21 protein-coding genes and 1 pseudogene are annotated in these 15,172 nt (G+C 39.7%); all 22 read left to right on the top strand.

The genetic code is table 11. The features are described from left to right. A pseudogene (locus tag HMPREF2574_RS06950) lies at positions 1 to 290 on the top strand (hypothetical protein); the annotation flags it as partial. Positions 291 to 938: 648 nt separating this feature from the next. Further along, entirely contained in the window at positions 939 to 1,358 is a 420-nt protein-coding gene (locus HMPREF2574_RS06940; RefSeq protein ID WP_070584353.1) for a DUF1492 domain-containing protein, read from the top strand. Positions 1,359 to 1,487: 129 nt separating this feature from the next. After that, entirely contained in the window at positions 1,488 to 1,826 is a 339-nt protein-coding gene (locus HMPREF2574_RS06935) for an HNH endonuclease (protein WP_070584351.1), read from the top strand. 213 nt (positions 1,827 to 2,039) lie between these two features. Beyond that, complete coding sequence (locus tag HMPREF2574_RS06930) at positions 2,040 to 2,288, top strand: hypothetical protein (RefSeq protein ID WP_373878898.1); 249 nt, start codon at positions 2,040 to 2,042, stop codon at positions 2,286 to 2,288. Next, positions 2,285 to 3,550: a phage portal protein gene (locus HMPREF2574_RS06925; protein ID WP_070812351.1), complete on the top strand. Its 1,266-nt coding sequence runs from the start codon at positions 2,285 to 2,287 to the stop codon at positions 3,548 to 3,550. The genes HMPREF2574_RS06930 and HMPREF2574_RS06925 overlap by 4 nt, the downstream gene beginning before the upstream one ends. Continuing rightward, positions 3,543 to 4,937 (top strand): hypothetical protein, encoded by a 1,395-nt coding sequence (locus tag HMPREF2574_RS06920; protein WP_070812350.1) that lies wholly within the window; start codon positions 3,543 to 3,545, stop codon positions 4,935 to 4,937. The genes HMPREF2574_RS06925 and HMPREF2574_RS06920 overlap by 8 nt, the downstream gene beginning before the upstream one ends. Next, positions 4,927 to 5,226 (top strand): DUF7675 family protein, encoded by a 300-nt coding sequence (locus HMPREF2574_RS06915; RefSeq protein WP_070584343.1) that lies wholly within the window; start codon positions 4,927 to 4,929, stop codon positions 5,224 to 5,226. Before HMPREF2574_RS06920 ends, HMPREF2574_RS06915 begins: the two co-directional genes overlap by 11 nt. A 53-nt stretch (positions 5,227 to 5,279) precedes the next feature. Continuing rightward, a complete protein-coding gene (locus tag HMPREF2574_RS06910) occupies positions 5,280 to 5,531 on the top strand; it encodes a hypothetical protein (protein ID WP_070812349.1) in 252 nt (83 codons plus the stop codon). Between the two features lie 2 nt (positions 5,532 to 5,533). Then, complete coding sequence (locus tag HMPREF2574_RS06905) at positions 5,534 to 5,785, top strand: DUF6275 family protein (protein ID WP_003693347.1); 252 nt, start codon at positions 5,534 to 5,536, stop codon at positions 5,783 to 5,785. A gap of 62 nt (positions 5,786 to 5,847) precedes the next feature. Beyond that, a complete protein-coding gene (locus HMPREF2574_RS06900; RefSeq protein WP_070812348.1) occupies positions 5,848 to 7,263 on the top strand; it encodes a DEAD/DEAH box helicase family protein in 1,416 nt (471 codons plus the stop codon). A 75-nt stretch (positions 7,264 to 7,338) separates the two neighbouring features. Then, positions 7,339 to 7,803, top strand: a complete 465-nt coding sequence (locus HMPREF2574_RS06895) for a capsid assembly scaffolding protein Gp46 family protein (RefSeq protein ID WP_070584335.1) — start codon at positions 7,339 to 7,341, stop codon at positions 7,801 to 7,803. Positions 7,804 to 7,806: 3 nt separating this feature from the next. Continuing rightward, positions 7,807 to 8,697, top strand: a complete 891-nt coding sequence (locus tag HMPREF2574_RS06890) for a phage major capsid protein (RefSeq protein ID WP_070812347.1) — start codon at positions 7,807 to 7,809, stop codon at positions 8,695 to 8,697. 1 nt (position 8,698) lies between these two features. Next, the gene (locus HMPREF2574_RS06885; protein ID WP_070584332.1) at positions 8,699 to 8,905 is read left to right on the top strand and encodes a HeH/LEM domain-containing protein; all 207 of its coding nucleotides are present in this window, start codon (positions 8,699 to 8,701) and stop codon (positions 8,903 to 8,905) included. 5 nt (positions 8,906 to 8,910) lie between these two features. Further along, the gene (locus HMPREF2574_RS06880) at positions 8,911 to 9,306 is read left to right on the top strand and encodes a phage Gp19/Gp15/Gp42 family protein (RefSeq protein ID WP_070584330.1); all 396 of its coding nucleotides are present in this window, start codon (positions 8,911 to 8,913) and stop codon (positions 9,304 to 9,306) included. Next, positions 9,293 to 9,634 carry a hypothetical protein gene (locus tag HMPREF2574_RS06875; RefSeq protein ID WP_070584328.1) on the top strand — a complete coding sequence of 114 codons (342 nt, stop codon included), beginning with the start codon at positions 9,293 to 9,295 and terminating at the stop codon, positions 9,632 to 9,634. Before HMPREF2574_RS06880 ends, HMPREF2574_RS06875 begins: the two co-directional genes overlap by 14 nt. After that, positions 9,624 to 9,851 carry a hypothetical protein gene (locus HMPREF2574_RS06870; protein WP_003074804.1) on the top strand — a complete coding sequence of 76 codons (228 nt, stop codon included), beginning with the start codon at positions 9,624 to 9,626 and terminating at the stop codon, positions 9,849 to 9,851. Before HMPREF2574_RS06875 ends, HMPREF2574_RS06870 begins: the two co-directional genes overlap by 11 nt. Further along, entirely contained in the window at positions 9,852 to 10,187 is a 336-nt protein-coding gene (locus HMPREF2574_RS06865) for a hypothetical protein (RefSeq protein WP_070812346.1), read from the top strand. Between the two features lie 15 nt (positions 10,188 to 10,202). After that, positions 10,203 to 10,754 (top strand): phage tail tube protein, encoded by a 552-nt coding sequence (locus HMPREF2574_RS06860; RefSeq protein WP_070584323.1) that lies wholly within the window; start codon positions 10,203 to 10,205, stop codon positions 10,752 to 10,754. A gap of 3 nt (positions 10,755 to 10,757) precedes the next feature. Beyond that, the gene (locus HMPREF2574_RS06855) at positions 10,758 to 11,042 is read left to right on the top strand and encodes a hypothetical protein (protein WP_070812345.1); all 285 of its coding nucleotides are present in this window, start codon (positions 10,758 to 10,760) and stop codon (positions 11,040 to 11,042) included. Continuing rightward, the gene (locus HMPREF2574_RS06850; RefSeq protein WP_070584318.1) at positions 11,039 to 11,413 is read left to right on the top strand and encodes a DUF5361 domain-containing protein; all 375 of its coding nucleotides are present in this window, start codon (positions 11,039 to 11,041) and stop codon (positions 11,411 to 11,413) included. Before HMPREF2574_RS06855 ends, HMPREF2574_RS06850 begins: the two co-directional genes overlap by 4 nt. Then, entirely contained in the window at positions 11,413 to 14,475 is a 3,063-nt protein-coding gene (locus HMPREF2574_RS06845; protein WP_070812344.1) for a phage tail protein, read from the top strand. The genes HMPREF2574_RS06850 and HMPREF2574_RS06845 overlap by 1 nt, the downstream gene beginning before the upstream one ends. Continuing rightward, positions 14,450 to 15,172: distal tail protein Dit (locus HMPREF2574_RS06840; protein ID WP_257374239.1), on the top strand; the 723-nt coding region annotated here is incomplete at its 3' end. The genes HMPREF2574_RS06845 and HMPREF2574_RS06840, both read left to right, overlap by 26 nt.

Here is a 15,172-nt window from a genome sequence, read left to right as displayed (position 1 = left end):
ATGAAGTTCTGTTTCAATTTTATGCAGACAAAGGCTATATGGAATTGTCTTGTTGCGCTTTTGGAGGTATGTGTGGCTTTACTTTTGACACAGACGAAATAAATACTGGAAATATGAGCAATCTAGAACGTGAATGTGCTGGATATGTCCAAAATTATATTAACAATTTAGTTAAAGCTGGAATAATCGAGATAATGCAAGACGATTTAATGCCATCAGTAGAAGAAATGCAAGAATGGGAACTAGAATCTGCTATCGAAAACGGCGGTGGATTCTGGTTGGATAGGTGATGATAGAATGACTAAAATACTATACACAAAAGAGAGTACACGTAAGCTGTGGACAGAAGCGAGAGATAAATATCAGAATCAATTGGATTCTAAGACAAGGAAGAATTCGCACTCGCACGAAATGCACGAAACAATACTAGAAGATAGATGGCTGAAATATCGGATACGTTTCTGTAACGATAGAATAAAAGAGTTGAGTTGAGGTGAAGCAACAAAATGAGAAACAGACCAAAGCGTTATCCATACTCACGTAATCAGTGGGAAAAAGTCGTATGTCAAAGGTGTTGATACAAAATACCGTATGTATTTTAATCCTGATATAGTTATTCCTATTGATCCAAAATTAAGTAAATAAAAAAGGTAATAAGGCTATGTTTGATTTTTTAGACCGAATAAAATATGAATTGAAATCATTATTTGAAAGAATTATAACGAACACAAAGCGTTTTTTCTGTAAGCATTATTACGTTGTGCAACCTGGCGCATTTTCATTTACAATCTCGCGTTTGGTTAAGTGCCAAAAGTGTGGCTTGCTAAAAGAAAGAGAACCATACATGACGATTCACGAAAAGTAAAAAAAGCCGAGCGCACACTCGACCCTGGTAAAATCTCTAACAAGATTATTATACCATAAAAAGGAGATTGAGAGTGAGCAAAGCGAAAGCTATTTTAAAAGACTTGAGGAATTTAGATCTGTACATCGCGAGTTTAATTAGACGTAGAGACAAAATTGAAGCTTCGCTTTTGTCTAGTCAGAAATTCTCTGCAGATAAAGTTTCTGGAGGAATTAAGCGTAAGCAAGATGATGTATATGTTGAGTTGCTAACGACTGCACAAGACATTGAACGCAAAACTGTTGAAGCTTTGAAGAAGCAAAGAGAACTGCAAGATTTAATCGATGGGCTGGATAACTCTGATAGTCAAACAATTTTGAGTATGGTCTATGTTGATAAAATGACGCGTTGGCAAGTAATGGACGAACTCAATTGTAGTGAGAGCACATACTTTAGATTGTTGCGTATAGCCACTAAAGAATTAAACAATCTGACAGTAAATGACAGTGATTGACAGTAAATAACAATAATGACAGCATTTGACAGTGCATGACAGTTTCAATGTGCTATTATAGTATCATCAAGAAAACAGGGGTGAGGTGCTATTGAGTACCCCGCCCCTGTTAATTTCCAAGAGGTGCGCATGGCTAATCTAAGAGCTGATAAGAGTGGACCGCATAGAGTTGCGTTTGAGAAGAATAAGAAGCGGTTGCTGAAATCAAGTACACACTGTGGCATCTGTGGACGACTGGTCAATAAGAAATTGAAGTATCCTGACCCGATGAGTCCTGTGATAGACCACATCGTTCCTATAGCCAAAGGTGGTCATCCGTCAGCTATAGAGAATCTACAGTTGGCGCATTGGCAATGCAATCGACAGAAGTCTGATAAATTGTATGCAGAAGAACGTGTAACAGGTTCTGCAGTGATTGGCAATCGTAATTTGCCACAAAGTTGTGATTGGATTAGATATAAAGGGTAGAAAGTCCAAGAGGGGGGGTGACCCCCTACCCTTGGCAAGCGCGGAGCTTCACGCCGTCACTGTACATTTTTTCTCGCGTTAGGATTTGAAAGGTAAAAAATGAAGAAAATCAAGTGTTCAATTTGTGGTAAAAAGTTTGAACCCACATCCAGCAGGTCGAAATATTGCAGTGAGAAATGCCGTAAGGACGGGTCCAGAGAGAATCAGCGGAAGTTGATGAAGAAAAAGCGTGCGGCTAAAAAACAGGAAAAAAGCAAGAAAGTTAATCCTAACATTTTGCCGGTTAAAAAACGCAAAAAAAGTAAAAATTTGCTAAAACACTATCGAGATTTTAAAAAGCGGATTTTGGCCAACGAGGAAAAATTTAACTTTGTCAGCAGAACATTGGTCGAAGGTATCGAAGTGCACGAAGATAACTTTGAGCAACTAGTAACCGAAAAAATAAAGGAGCAATCAAAATGAATTACTATGGAATGGGCTATCTTAGGAGAAAACTAGCCCTCTATCAATTGGGCGTCAAAAAGCGCTATCGATATTATGCGATGGCAGATAGAGAAGCCTCTCGCAGTATTGTTATGCCAGATAATGTACGAGATATGTATAGGTCAGTTTTAGGATGGACAGCCCACGGAGTGGATGCACTGGCCGATCGGATTATTTTCCGTGAATTTGCAGATGACGACTTTAATGCGACAGAAATTTTTAATGCTAACAATCCAGATATTCTGTTTGATACAGCTATTCAGTCCGCCTTGATTGCATCTTGTTGCTTTGTGTATATCATGCCTGGCAATCAGGATGAGATACCTAGAATGCAAATCATTGAGGCTAGTCGAGCGACTGGAATTTTAGATCCAACAACATTTTTACTTACGGAAGGCTATGCGGTCTTAGAACAAAATGAGTACGGTGTACCAACCCTTGAAGCGTATTTTACAAAGGATGCAACCTGGTACTATCCAAAATATGGCAATGAATATTCTATCAGCAATCCAACCGGTCAGCCGTTATTGGTCCCTATTATCCATCGACCGGATGCAGTACGTCCGTTTGGCCGTAGTCGTATCACACAAGCTGGGATGTACCAGCAAAAAGCTGCTAAACGTACACTTGAGCGGGCAGAAGTAACTGCAGAATTCTATTCATTCCCGCAAAAATATGTGTTAGGGCTTAGTCAAGAAGCAGAACCAATGGAAAAGTGGAAAGCGACTGTGTCAAGCTTATTGCAGTTTACTAAAGATGAAGATGGGGACAGTCCAACGGTTGGTCAATTCACAACAGCTAGCATGTCACCGTTCGTTGACCAGCTTAAGATGTATGACGCTTTGTTTGCGGGTGGTACAGGATTGACTATGGATGATTTGGGTTTTCCATCTGACAATCCGTCATCAGTAGAGGCCATCAAAGCAGCTCACGAGAATTTGAGAGCGGCAGGACGAAAGGCACAGCGGTCATTTGCTTCTGGTTTACTGAATACTGCTTATGTGGCAGTTTGCTTGCGGGATGAGTTCCCATATTTGCGCAACCAATTTATGGCAACATCAGTCAAATGGGAGCCGCTCTTTGAGGCGGACGCAAACACATTGACTATGATTGGTGATGGTGCTATTAAGCTCAATCAAGCCATTCCTGGATTCGTTGGAAGTGATACTATCCGTGATTTGACAGGTATTAAGGCATCAGATGAGCCACTTTCTACAGTAGGTGGTGACGGAAATGGTTGAGGACGTCGTCCCTGGGCTACTTAAGCAAATCAAGACAGATTTCGAGCGTGGTCAGCTAAGCAGTTCAACGATTAAAGGGCTACTCGATAAACTCGGACAGAAACAAGCAAACTATTTAGATGCAAATGACTACGCTATAGAAATGGGTGAAATTCTTTCTAAGGTTCTAGGAAGCTCTCTAAGCAACGACACATTGCCAGACGGTAAAATGTATTACAATATCGCAAAACGACTCTTAAACGAAACATTAGGCAGGAATTATGAACTTGTGAGTAGTTATGCTAGTGATGTTCAGAAACAATTGAATGAACGCGCTAATATTCACCTCAAAACACAAATACCTGCATTGAATCAGGATAGAATTGATGGAATCGTCAATCGTGTTTCTTCTGAACAGGATTTTGATGATATTAAGTGGATTTTGCAAGAACCAATTGTTAATTTTACTCAAAGCATTGTGGATGATAGTATTGAGAAAAATGCAGAATTTCATCACAAGGCGGGATTGCAACCTGAAATTGTTAGAAAGTCAGTCGCTAAGTGCTGTGATTGGTGTCAAGAGGTTCAAGGTATCTATAAATATCCACGAGTTCCAAAAGATATTTATCGGAGACATCAACGCTGTCGTTGCATAGTTGATTATGACCCTAAAAACGGGAAAGTTCAGGATGTTTGGAGTAAAATATGGCGGAAACAAAAGGATAGTGATAAGATTAAAGAAAGGAAAGGGTTAAACAAAGAAGAGAATATCAGCGTTGTTAGAAAAAGTGCGCTACAACATGGAATTAAAGTTAATCCTATCAAGAGATCTAAAGTAAAAAAGACTGAAGAAGCAATTATTAAAGCTGTTGGAGGGGGAGACCAGACAAAGGGGTCTTGCTCTTCTCTTGCGCTGGCCTATATTGGCAATAAAGCAGGTTTCGATGTTTTGGATTATCGTGATGGAAAAAGCAGAACTTTTTTTGCAAGCATGCTAAACATCAAAAACATTAGTGAGTTACCGAATGTTCACTCGCATGTTGTCGCAGATACAAACGACTTTACTGCTGTTAAAAAATTAATTGGTCAAATGCAAGATGACAAAGAATATTATTTAGGAACAGGAAAGCATGCGGCAATTGTACGAAAAAAAGAGGGGCGGTTCCAATACTTGGAATTGCAAGCTCCTTTTGAAGGTAACGGGTTTAAACCTATAACCAATGCAGTTTTAAAAGAGCGCTTTGGTTGTCAACGTTCTCATTCAGTGTATGGACAAAAATTACAAGTTCCGAATGTATTAATAGATTCTGATAGTTTAGGAGAAAATGAAGAATTTCAAAAGATTCTAGGATTTATTAATACTAAGAAAGGTCAGCAAAATAAAGGAGATAAGGGCTATGTCAAATAACGATGATTTTTTAGAAGAACTATCTGAATTAGCTAATCAAGAAGATGACAGAATATGGTCTGAATCTCATTTAGATGGTTATAGTGACTTTTATAAAGAAAATGAAGCTTCGAAAGTTTGGTGGATTGATAAACTAGATGCTATAGGTGAGCATTTGTTTAGTTTTGACCAGAAAAAAATCTACAACTTGTTTGTGGACTATCCACATAATATGATGGACAAGGAAGTTGAAATTTTTGATAAAGAAAATCCGTATTGGAAAGAATTTTTATCAAATAGAAAAAAATAATCAGAATGGCGCTCGAAAGGGTGCTTTTATTATGCTCAAAAAGGAGAAAGAAAATGAAATACAGAAAGACACCTGTGGTGATTGAAGCGGTAAAATGGACAGGGAACAACGTCAGAGACCTTGCTGATTTTATGGGTGAGTCACAAATTAACTATGAAATAGAAACTCGTAAAATGTTCATCAGAACATTAGAAGGGATTATGGAAGCATCGGTCGGCGATTACATTATCAAAGGCGTGCAAGGTGAATTTTATCCATGCAAGCCGGATATCTTTGCTGAAACATACGAAAAAACGGAGGAATAAAAATGTTAGAAAAAGCAAAACAATTAGCATCACAAGAATTTTCGCGTCTTTCAGGCCGTGAAATTAAAGCAGAAGAATGCTTTATCGTCTGGTTTAGTAAAACCTTGCAGAATTGGAAGGCCCTTGTCAGCACGAATGCAATTTCATCAAACGAGAAGTGCGGTGACTATGCAGAAATTACTCATAACGGTGATAAGAAAGAAACTTATGTAGATGTATATGCAAAAGTTTCAAATCGGGCTATTAAAGATTAGGAGGTGATCCAATGTCTCCCAGCGATAGGGTTATCATGCGATGACGATTGAAAGGAAAGGTTATGGTTACTAAAACTAAGACTAGATTTGGCAATCAGCATCCTACTCAATCGGTAACTTTACATTATACTGATAGCTTGGCTCAGGAAGCCATAGAGTTTTATCAAAAGTCTGGTCGGGATTGTTATCCTTGGCAAGTATCTTTGCTTGAAGCTATTATGGCCATAAATGATGACGGTCTGTGGGTGCATCAAAAGTTTGGTTATGCTATCTCTCGACGAAACGGTAAGACAGAAGATGTCTATATTGTGGAGTTGTGGGGTCTGCATAAAGGACTTAGAATCCTGCACACCGCTCATCGTATCAGTACGTCCCATTCATCTTTTGAGAAACTTAAAAAGTATTTGGAAGACATGGGCTATGTGGACGGTGAGGACTTTGTTTCAAACAAAGCAAAGGGACAAGAGCGTATTGAGTTCAAGGAAACTGGAGCGGTTATCCAATTCCGTACCAGGACATCAAATGGTGGTCTGGGTGAGGGATTTGACCTGCTTATCATTGATGAAGCCCAAGAGTACACTGCAGAACAGGAATCAGCTCTCAAGTACACGGTAACAGATAGCGAGAATCCGATGACTATCATGTGCGGGACGCCGCCAACGATGGTATCAACAGGAACTGTCTTTGCTAGTTACCGCAAAAAAGTATTGGCTGGCAACAGCGAGTATTCAGGATGGGCAGAATGGTCTGTTGAGAAAATCCACGACATCAACGACATGGATGCTTGGTACTTGACGAATCCGTCAATGGGTTATCATCTCAACGAACGGAAGATTAAAGTCGAACTCGGAGATGACGAACTGGATCATAATATCCAGCGTCTGGGCTATTGGCCGACCTTCAATCAGAAATCAGCTATCTCAGAAAAAGAATGGTATGACCTTAAGGTTGAACTAATGCCTGGACTTAAAGGTAAGCTCTTTGTTGGAATCAAGTACGGACAAGACGGGACAAATGTTGCAATGGCAATTGCTGTGCGGACGGATGACAAGCGAATATTTGTTGAAAATATTGATTGTGTCTCTATTCGGACTGGCATGCAGTGGATTATCAATTTTCTCAAATCTGCAGACATTGAGAAAATTGTTGTCGACGGTGCAAGCGGACAAGAACTGCTAGCAGCAGAGATGAAAGAATTTGGAATCCAGAAACCAATCTTGCCAACAGTCAAGGAAATTATCACGGCTAATTCGCTTTGGGAACAGTCGATTGTGCAGCAAACGCTTTGTCACAATGACCAGCCTTCGCTGACTGCAGTTGTGACCAATTGTGATAAACGCAACATTGGCTCAAATGGCGGCTTTGGCTATAAGTCGCTATATGACGACCGAGATATCAGTTTAATGGACAGCGCTTTGCTGGCGCACTGGGCATGTTATACAACGAAGCCTCGTAAAAAGCAAAAAAGTTATTACTAAGTGAGTGCCGCAAGGTGCTTTTTTTAGTGCACAAAATTACCGAACTGCCGGGAAAGCAGGAGAAAGGATATTTATATGTCAGATTTTACAGCAATCACTACACAAGAAGAGCTTGACACAATTGTGAAGGCGCGCTTGGCTCGTGAGAAAGAAAAGTACGCAGATTATGACCAGCTCAAAACTCGTGTGAGTGATTTGGAAAAAGAAAACGGTGTGCTGAAGTCAGCAGCTGAAGCAAGCAAGAATAGTGCTGCAGATTACGATAAACAAATCGCAGATTTGAAGAAACAGGTAGCTAGTTATGAGACAGCAAGCTTGCGTACTCGTATTGCTTTGCAAAATGGTCTGCCAATTGACCTTGCGGATAGACTGCAAGGAAACGATGAGGAGAGCCTGAAAGCTGACGCAGAGCGTTTGGCCAGTTTCGTGAAGCCGGCTGAACCAAAGGCACCACCAAAATCAAATGAGCCGAATGTCGGTTCAGAAAATGACGAAGATGCAGCACTAAAAGGAATGCTGCGAAATATGAGAGGAGAATAATTTATGGCAACATTGCAATCAGGGGATATGTTCCCTGTACAAACAGTACAAGATATTTTTAGCAAAGTAAAAGGGCATTCAACCCTTGCGAAACTTACCACACAAGAACCTATTCCATTTACTGGTACAGAAACATTTGTATTCAACCTTGAAGGAAACGCTGAAATTGTAGGTGAAGGAAATCCTTCAAGTGCTGGAAATGCAACTATGAAACCAAAAGTGATCAAACCAGTTTTAATTACTTATCAAGCGCGGGTTTCGGAAGAATTTGTACATTGTTCAGAAGAAAAACAATTATCATATCTTAAATCATTTATTGATGGTTTGGCTAAGAAAGTGGCACAAGCAATTGATATTGCTTCTTTCCATGGTTTAGAACCCAAATCGATGACAGATGCTTCTTTTAAATCGACCAACTCGTTTGATGGCTTAATTACAGGAAATGTAGTAACTTTTGAAGCGGATAAAATTGATGAAAATATTGATGCTGCTGTTGCGACTATTACAGCAAATGATTGTGAAGTGAACGGAATTGCGTTATCTCCGGCAGCAGGAGCCGCGCTTGGTAAAATCAAAGTAAACGGAGTAGTTCAATATCCTGAATACCGCTTTGGTCAAAATCCCGATTCATTTTACGGAATGAAGTCTGATGTTAATAAAACATTGACAACTGTTGCAAGTACAGCTAAAAAAGACCATGTTATCGTGGGAGATTTTGAAAATGCGGTGAAGTGGGGATATGCAGAAAATATTCCACTTGAAATTATTGAATACGGCGACCCTGACGGAGCAGGTCGAGACTTGAAACGTTATCGAGAAGTATGCCTGCGTACAGAAGTATATGCTGGTTGGGGAATTCTTGATGAGCAAGCATTTGCTCGTGTGGAGGCTTAATATGGAATATATTAATAAAGAAACTCTTGCAAGTATTGAAACAGACTGCGAACTTGGCGGGGATTGGGTCCCCGCTTCGGAGCTTAAAGAGGATTATAAGCTGACTGTTCCTGAAATCAAGTCTAAACTTGATGAACTTGGAATTGAATACGATAGCAAAGCAGTGAAATCAGACTTGATTGCCTTATTAGAACAACACGAAGGGTAAAAGATATGAAGAACTTTGCAACAGTAGATGAGCTGCAGGAATTGTGGCGACCTTTAAAGCTTGATGAACAAAAACGAGCTGAGGCACTGTTGAAAGTTGTCTCTGCTTCGTTGCGTGTTGAAGCTGAAAAGGTTGGTAAAGACTTAGACAAATTGTTTGTAGCCAATGAATCGTATGCCTATGTTGTTAAGTCTGTAGTAGTGGATGTTGTGGCTAGAACTTTGATGACTTCAACAGATCAAGAACCGATGACACAAGTTTCTGAGGGCGCTCTGGGGTACACTTGGAGTGGCTCTTATCTTGTGCCAGGCGGTGGTCTGTTTATCAAAGATTCAGAACTAAAACGACTTGGTTTTAAAAAACAAAGATATGGGGCGATTGATATTTATGGTACGGATTAAAGGTATCACCGTGACCTTAATCGATAAGGTCAAGACGGGTCAGGATGATTTTGGTCACTCAATCTTTGAAGATAAGGAAATCGAAGTTGAGAATGTGCTAGTCAGTCCAACTACATCAGACGATATTACAACACAGCTTAATTTAACCGGTCGAAAGGCAGCCTATACATTAGCTATTCCGAAAGGTGATACTCATGATTGGGAGAACAAAGAGGTACGTTTTTTTGGAAAACGTTGGCAGGTATTTGGCCTTCCACTTGAGGGAATTGAAGATTTAATCCCACTTGACTGGAACAAGAAAGTGACGGTAGAACGGTATGAAATTTAAACTGAATCGTGCGGGTGTAGCTGATTTGATGAAATCAGGAGCTATGCAAACTGTTTTGAACAAACATGCTAGCAATATCAAAAATCGGTGTGGTGATGGATACGAGCAGGATGTCTATGTCGGGCGTAATCGTGCAAATGCTATGGTGAGCGCTAAGACAACCAAAGCTAAAAAAGATAATCTAAAAAACAATACTTTACTCAAGGCGGTGCGTTAAATGATTGAAATTATTATTAAAAAATATCTTGACGGTCATTTACATGTACCGTCTTTTTTTGAACATGAAACAAAAATGCCTGATAGTTTTATCTTGATTGAAAAGACTAGTGGCAGTGAGCGAAACCATTCTAAATCGGCAACTTTTGCTTTTCAAAGTTATGCAAGCTCTATGCAGAAAGCAGCAGAACTGAATGAAAAAGTCAAAGAAGTTGTTAAAGAAATGGTTGAGCTCAATTCCATTAGTGGCGTTCATCTCAATAGTGATTATAATTATACAGACACGGAAACAAAGCGATACAGATATCAAGCAGTATTTGATATCAATTATTTTTAAAAAAGGAGAAATTATATGTCTAAATCATCAAATGTGACAACGGCAAAACCTAAGGTCGGAGGTGCAATTTATTCAGCCCCTCTTGGTACAGAATTGCCTACAGATGCAACAGCTACACTCAATGCAGCTTTTAAATCATTGGGCTACATCTCAGAGGACGGACTTACTAACACGAATAGCCCAGAATCGGAAGATATTAAGGCCTGGGGTGGCGATGTGGTCAACTCTTCTCAAACTGAGAAAAAGGATACGTTTGGTTTTACACTAATTGAAGCGCTAAACTTAGCGGTGCTTAAAGAAATTTATGGAGATACTAACGTAACGGGAGAACTAGCAACAGGTATCACTGTCAAAGCAAATTCTACTGAATTAAAAGAACATTGTCTTGTTGTGGAGGTTATCCTTAAAGGTGGTGTACTCAAACGTATTGTTATTCCACAAGGAAAAGTGACCGAAATCGGAGAAGTAGCCTACAAAGACGGTGAAACGGTAGGTTATGAGACAACTGTTACTGCGTTTCCTGATAAAGAAGGGAACACGCACTATGAATATATTAAAGGAGCTTAATAGATGTCAAAATCAATTAAAGGTACGACTACATCAGGTTTTTCGTTTGAAATTTCAAGTGAACGTTTAAGCAACTATGAACTAGTAGAAGCAATCGCAGAAGTGGATACGAATCCTCTTGTGTTGCCTAAATTGCTAAAACTTTTACTAGGCGATCAAGCAGATGCTTTGAAAGAGCATGTGCGTGATGAAAACGGTCTTGTGCCAATGGACAAAATGGGAGAAGCTATTAAAGAAATCTTTGAAGCTCAAAACAAGGTAAAAAAATTGCCCTCCTCGCCAAAATGATACAAGCAGATGAAGACGCATTGATTTGCGACCTTGCTGAGGTGTATAACATATACGATTATAGACAGTTGCCTGCTTATCAGGTAGCTGTTTTTTCTTATGGTCTCAGAGAAGATTCTCGTATTAAGTTAGTGATGTCTGGACAAAGAGTGTCATTTGATACTCTTTTACAAGCCAGCATTTTAGATAGGCTTTCCCTGCTTACATGGTTTAAAACCAAAGATGGGCAAAAAGGGAACAATAGACCTGTTTCTATTACGGAGAAATTAACCGCAATAGAAAAAGAAAGCAATGAAATGGTCTTTATTTCTGGCGAGGAATTTGAAAAAGCGAAAGCAAAAATTTTAAACAAGACTGGAGGTGAGAACTAGTGGCAACAGAATTAGGACAAGCTTATGTGCAGATTATGCCATCTGCTAAAGGTATTAGTGGAGCGATTCAAAACGCTATTTCACCGGAAGCTAGTGCAGCAGGTAAAAGCGCTGGGTCAACCCTTGGATCTACTCTTGTAAAGGCCGTAACGGGTGTTATTGCCGCAGCTGGCATCGGTAAGGCTTTTACTGCAGCTCTGTCAGAGGGGGCAGCTCTCCAACAATCGCTTGGAGGAATAGAAACTCTCTTTAAGGGTTCGACTGATAAGGTCAAAGCCTATGCAAATGAGGCATATCGAACTACCGGACTGTCCGCTAATGCTTACATGGAAAATGTAACTGGCTTCTCTGCCAGTCTCTTGCAGTCTTTGGGTGGAGATACCGAAAAAGCTGCAGATGTGGCTAATATGGCCATGGTGGATATGTCTGATAATGCCAACAAAATGGGCACATCTATGGATCGTATTCAGGATGCCTATCAAGGTTTTGCTAAGCAAAACTATACTATGTTAGACAATCTTAAGTTAGGGTACGGCGGTACGAAAACCGAGATGGAACGGCTACTTGCGGACGCAGAAAAGCTGACGGGTGTCAAATATGACATTAACAACTTATCTGATGTTTATCAAGCTATTCATGCTATTCAAGAAAATCTTGATATTACAGGAACGACGGCAAAAGAAGCTGCTTCTACTTTCAGTGGGTCATTTTCTGCAATGAAAGCTGCTGCTCAAAATGTTCTGGGGAAATTATCTTTAGGCGAAAGCATCGGTCCCTCTCTAAGAGCTTTGTATGACACAACAAAGGTATTCTTTTTTAACAATTTTATCCCGATGATTGGAAATATCCTAAAAGGAATACCTCAGATTATTGGTTTTGCTTTAGAAGAAGCTCTAGGAGCAATTTTTGGAGATAGTATAGCTCAAGCGGTGATGGAGGAAGTCTATGACTTAGCTGTAAAAATAGGTGGAGTTTTTAGTACGTTTTACGACATGATTTTTGGGTCAATGGGGAAAAATAAAAATATTGACTTTTTAAAAATGATTGGCTTTGATGAAACGACAGCGACACAAATTGTCAATATTGCTGAGAACATCCGTGTAACCTTTGAAAATATCGGAGCGACTATCGGTAATATTGCTGGTATTGTCGGAAGTTTTGTTAGGGATTTATTAGGTATTGCTGGTAGCGAAAAAAGTGTAAACGGTGTTGGTGCAGCGTTTGAATCTGTAACAGGATTTATTCGTGCGGCATCGGAAAAAATTAAAGAGTTTACTAGCTTTTTAAAAAATAGTCCTGCGTCTTTAGATGCACTAAAAGCTGCAGTCGTTGGAATAACAATGGCTTTGACAGCTTACAAGGTTGTTACTAGCGTTATTAAAGGAATTGAAGCAGCAAGAAATGGTATTTTAGCAATACAAAATGCTTATACACTTGCGCAATTTGTACGCACAGGAGCACTAACTTCGGCAACAGCTGCGAATGCTGCAGCAACTATGGGAGCTAGTGGAGCTTTTAAAATATTTAATGCTGTCTTATCCGAAAATCCAATTGGACTTGTGGTAACAGCTATTGCAGCGCTTGTAGCTGGATTAGTTTGGTTCTTCACTCAAACTAAAACTGGACGCAAAATTTGGGCAGCTTTTGTTGAGTGGATAAAGCAAGCTTGGCAAGGAATTGCTGACTTTTTTGTTGGTCTTTGGTCTGGTATTACGCAAGGAGCAAGTAATGTATGGAATGGTGTAACGGCAATTTGGAACGCAGCTGTTGAGACTATCAAGAATACTTGGAATGGCATTGTTGACTTCTTTACAAATTTGTGGAATGGTATTCAAACCGCTGCAATCACTGCATGGACAGTTGTCACACAAACAATCATGACAATCGTCCAGCCCTTCATTGACGGCTTTATGAATATTTGGAATGGTATGAAAGACGGCCTTGCTCAAATGTGGGAAGGTTTAAAAATGGTCTTTCAAGGTGCTTGGGAATTTATTAAGTCAATTGTTCTGGGTGCAGTCTTAGTGATCATTGATTTAGTGACTGGAAACTTTACTCAATTACAAGCAGATTTAGGGCTTATATGGGACGGCATTAAAAATGCTGTTAGTCTTGTTTGGGAGGGTATTAAAACCTATTTTATAGGCGTAGTAACTGCCATTATTGGTTATGGTATTGCTATGTTTGAAAATTTGTCAAACGCTCTGTCTGCTATTTGGGAATTTATCAAGAGTGCAGCTTCTTCTGCTTGGACGTGGATTAAAACTACGGTTACAAACTTAATCAACAGTTTAGTTCAGGGAGCACAAAACACATGGAATAATTTCATGAACTTCTTATCTAGCCTGTGGAATACAATTACATCTACAGCAGTTGGAGCATGGAATGGTTTAAAAGCGTCTGTCCAAAGTATCATCAATGGGATTGTCCAAGGTGCACAAAATGCTTGGAATAGCATGGTTCAAAGCGTCTCTAACTTGGTTTCTCAAGTAACGGGTATTTTTAACGGATTGCGAAATATCAATCTGTGGGATGCTGGTAGAGCTATTTTAGACGGCTTTCTCGGCGGTTTAAAATCGGCTTGGCAAGGTGTAACGGATTTTGTTGGCGGAATAGCTGGTTGGATTCGTGACCACAAAGGACCTATTGAGTATGATAAACGTCTCTTGATTCCAGCTGGTAAAGCTATCATGAACGGTTTGAATGAAGGACTTAAGAATCAATTCAAGAGTGTCCAATCGACGATCAGCGGCATGGCTGGTGAAATTTATGATAGCTTTGGAACAGTAACATTTGATACCAACTTTTCTGACATCGATAAGGCAAGTGCTCAACTAACTTTATCAAATAATCGACTAGCTTCTCAATCAAATACAGATTCTAGTCAAGATTATGATTACAAAGACGTAATGGATATTTTAGCTAAATTAGCTAATCGACCTACTGTAGTATTGGTTCAAGCCAACAAGCAAGAAATTGCTAAAATCTACGCTGAACCAGTTGCAGAAGAACAGGCAAAACGACAAGCAATTCTAAATGCTGTCGATGGATTGGGGTGGTAAATTGGTAAAAGTAACTTTTAATGGTGTAGAGCTAACAAAATGGATTACTGTTTTGGACGGCTTTACACTTCTTGACGGCGCAGACTATGAACCGATATTCCGAGATTACGAAACAATAGACGGTTCTGAATATGTTTACTCTCGCAAGAAAAGTAAAAAGATTTCGGTACCTTTTTATGTCAAGTACGAGTCTATGGACAACCACGATGACCTGCAGAAGGTTCTCAACGTAAGCGAACCCAAAGAATTAACATTTAGTATTGCGCCGGATCGCGTTTTCTATGCTATTCCAACAGGAAATTTGGACTTTAAAGAAATCAAATTAAATGGCAAAGGTACTATTACTTTTGTTATTTCGGACGGTCTAGCCCATGCTAAGAATCCGGAATATTTTGAGTTCAAGAAGAACGCGCAAGGTGTGCTAGAAGCTGAAATTATAAATAATGGTAGCGCAGAGATTCCGGTCAACTACCGAATCAAGCTCAAACATGAATCGGGCTATGTTGGCATTGTCAGCCAATATGGCGCTATGCAGTTTGGAAAAATCGAGGAAGCAGATTTAGTGGAAGAAAAGAAAAATGTCCTCTTGGCCGCAAACGGCAAAGGGGACTTTAACAACTGGACAGACGGCTCTATTTTTCACGAAAATCAAAATAAGAAAGCGGTCACGACAATGTCTGCTGATTCTTCTTTTGGC

It is taken from the genome of Streptococcus sp. HMSC034E12, from assembly GCF_001835915.1.
GTDB classification, from domain to species: Bacteria; Bacillota; Bacilli; order Lactobacillales; family Streptococcaceae; genus Streptococcus; species Streptococcus vaginalis.
Note: the sequence above shows the minus strand (reverse complement) of the source record. Positions and strands in the feature narration are given on the sequence as shown.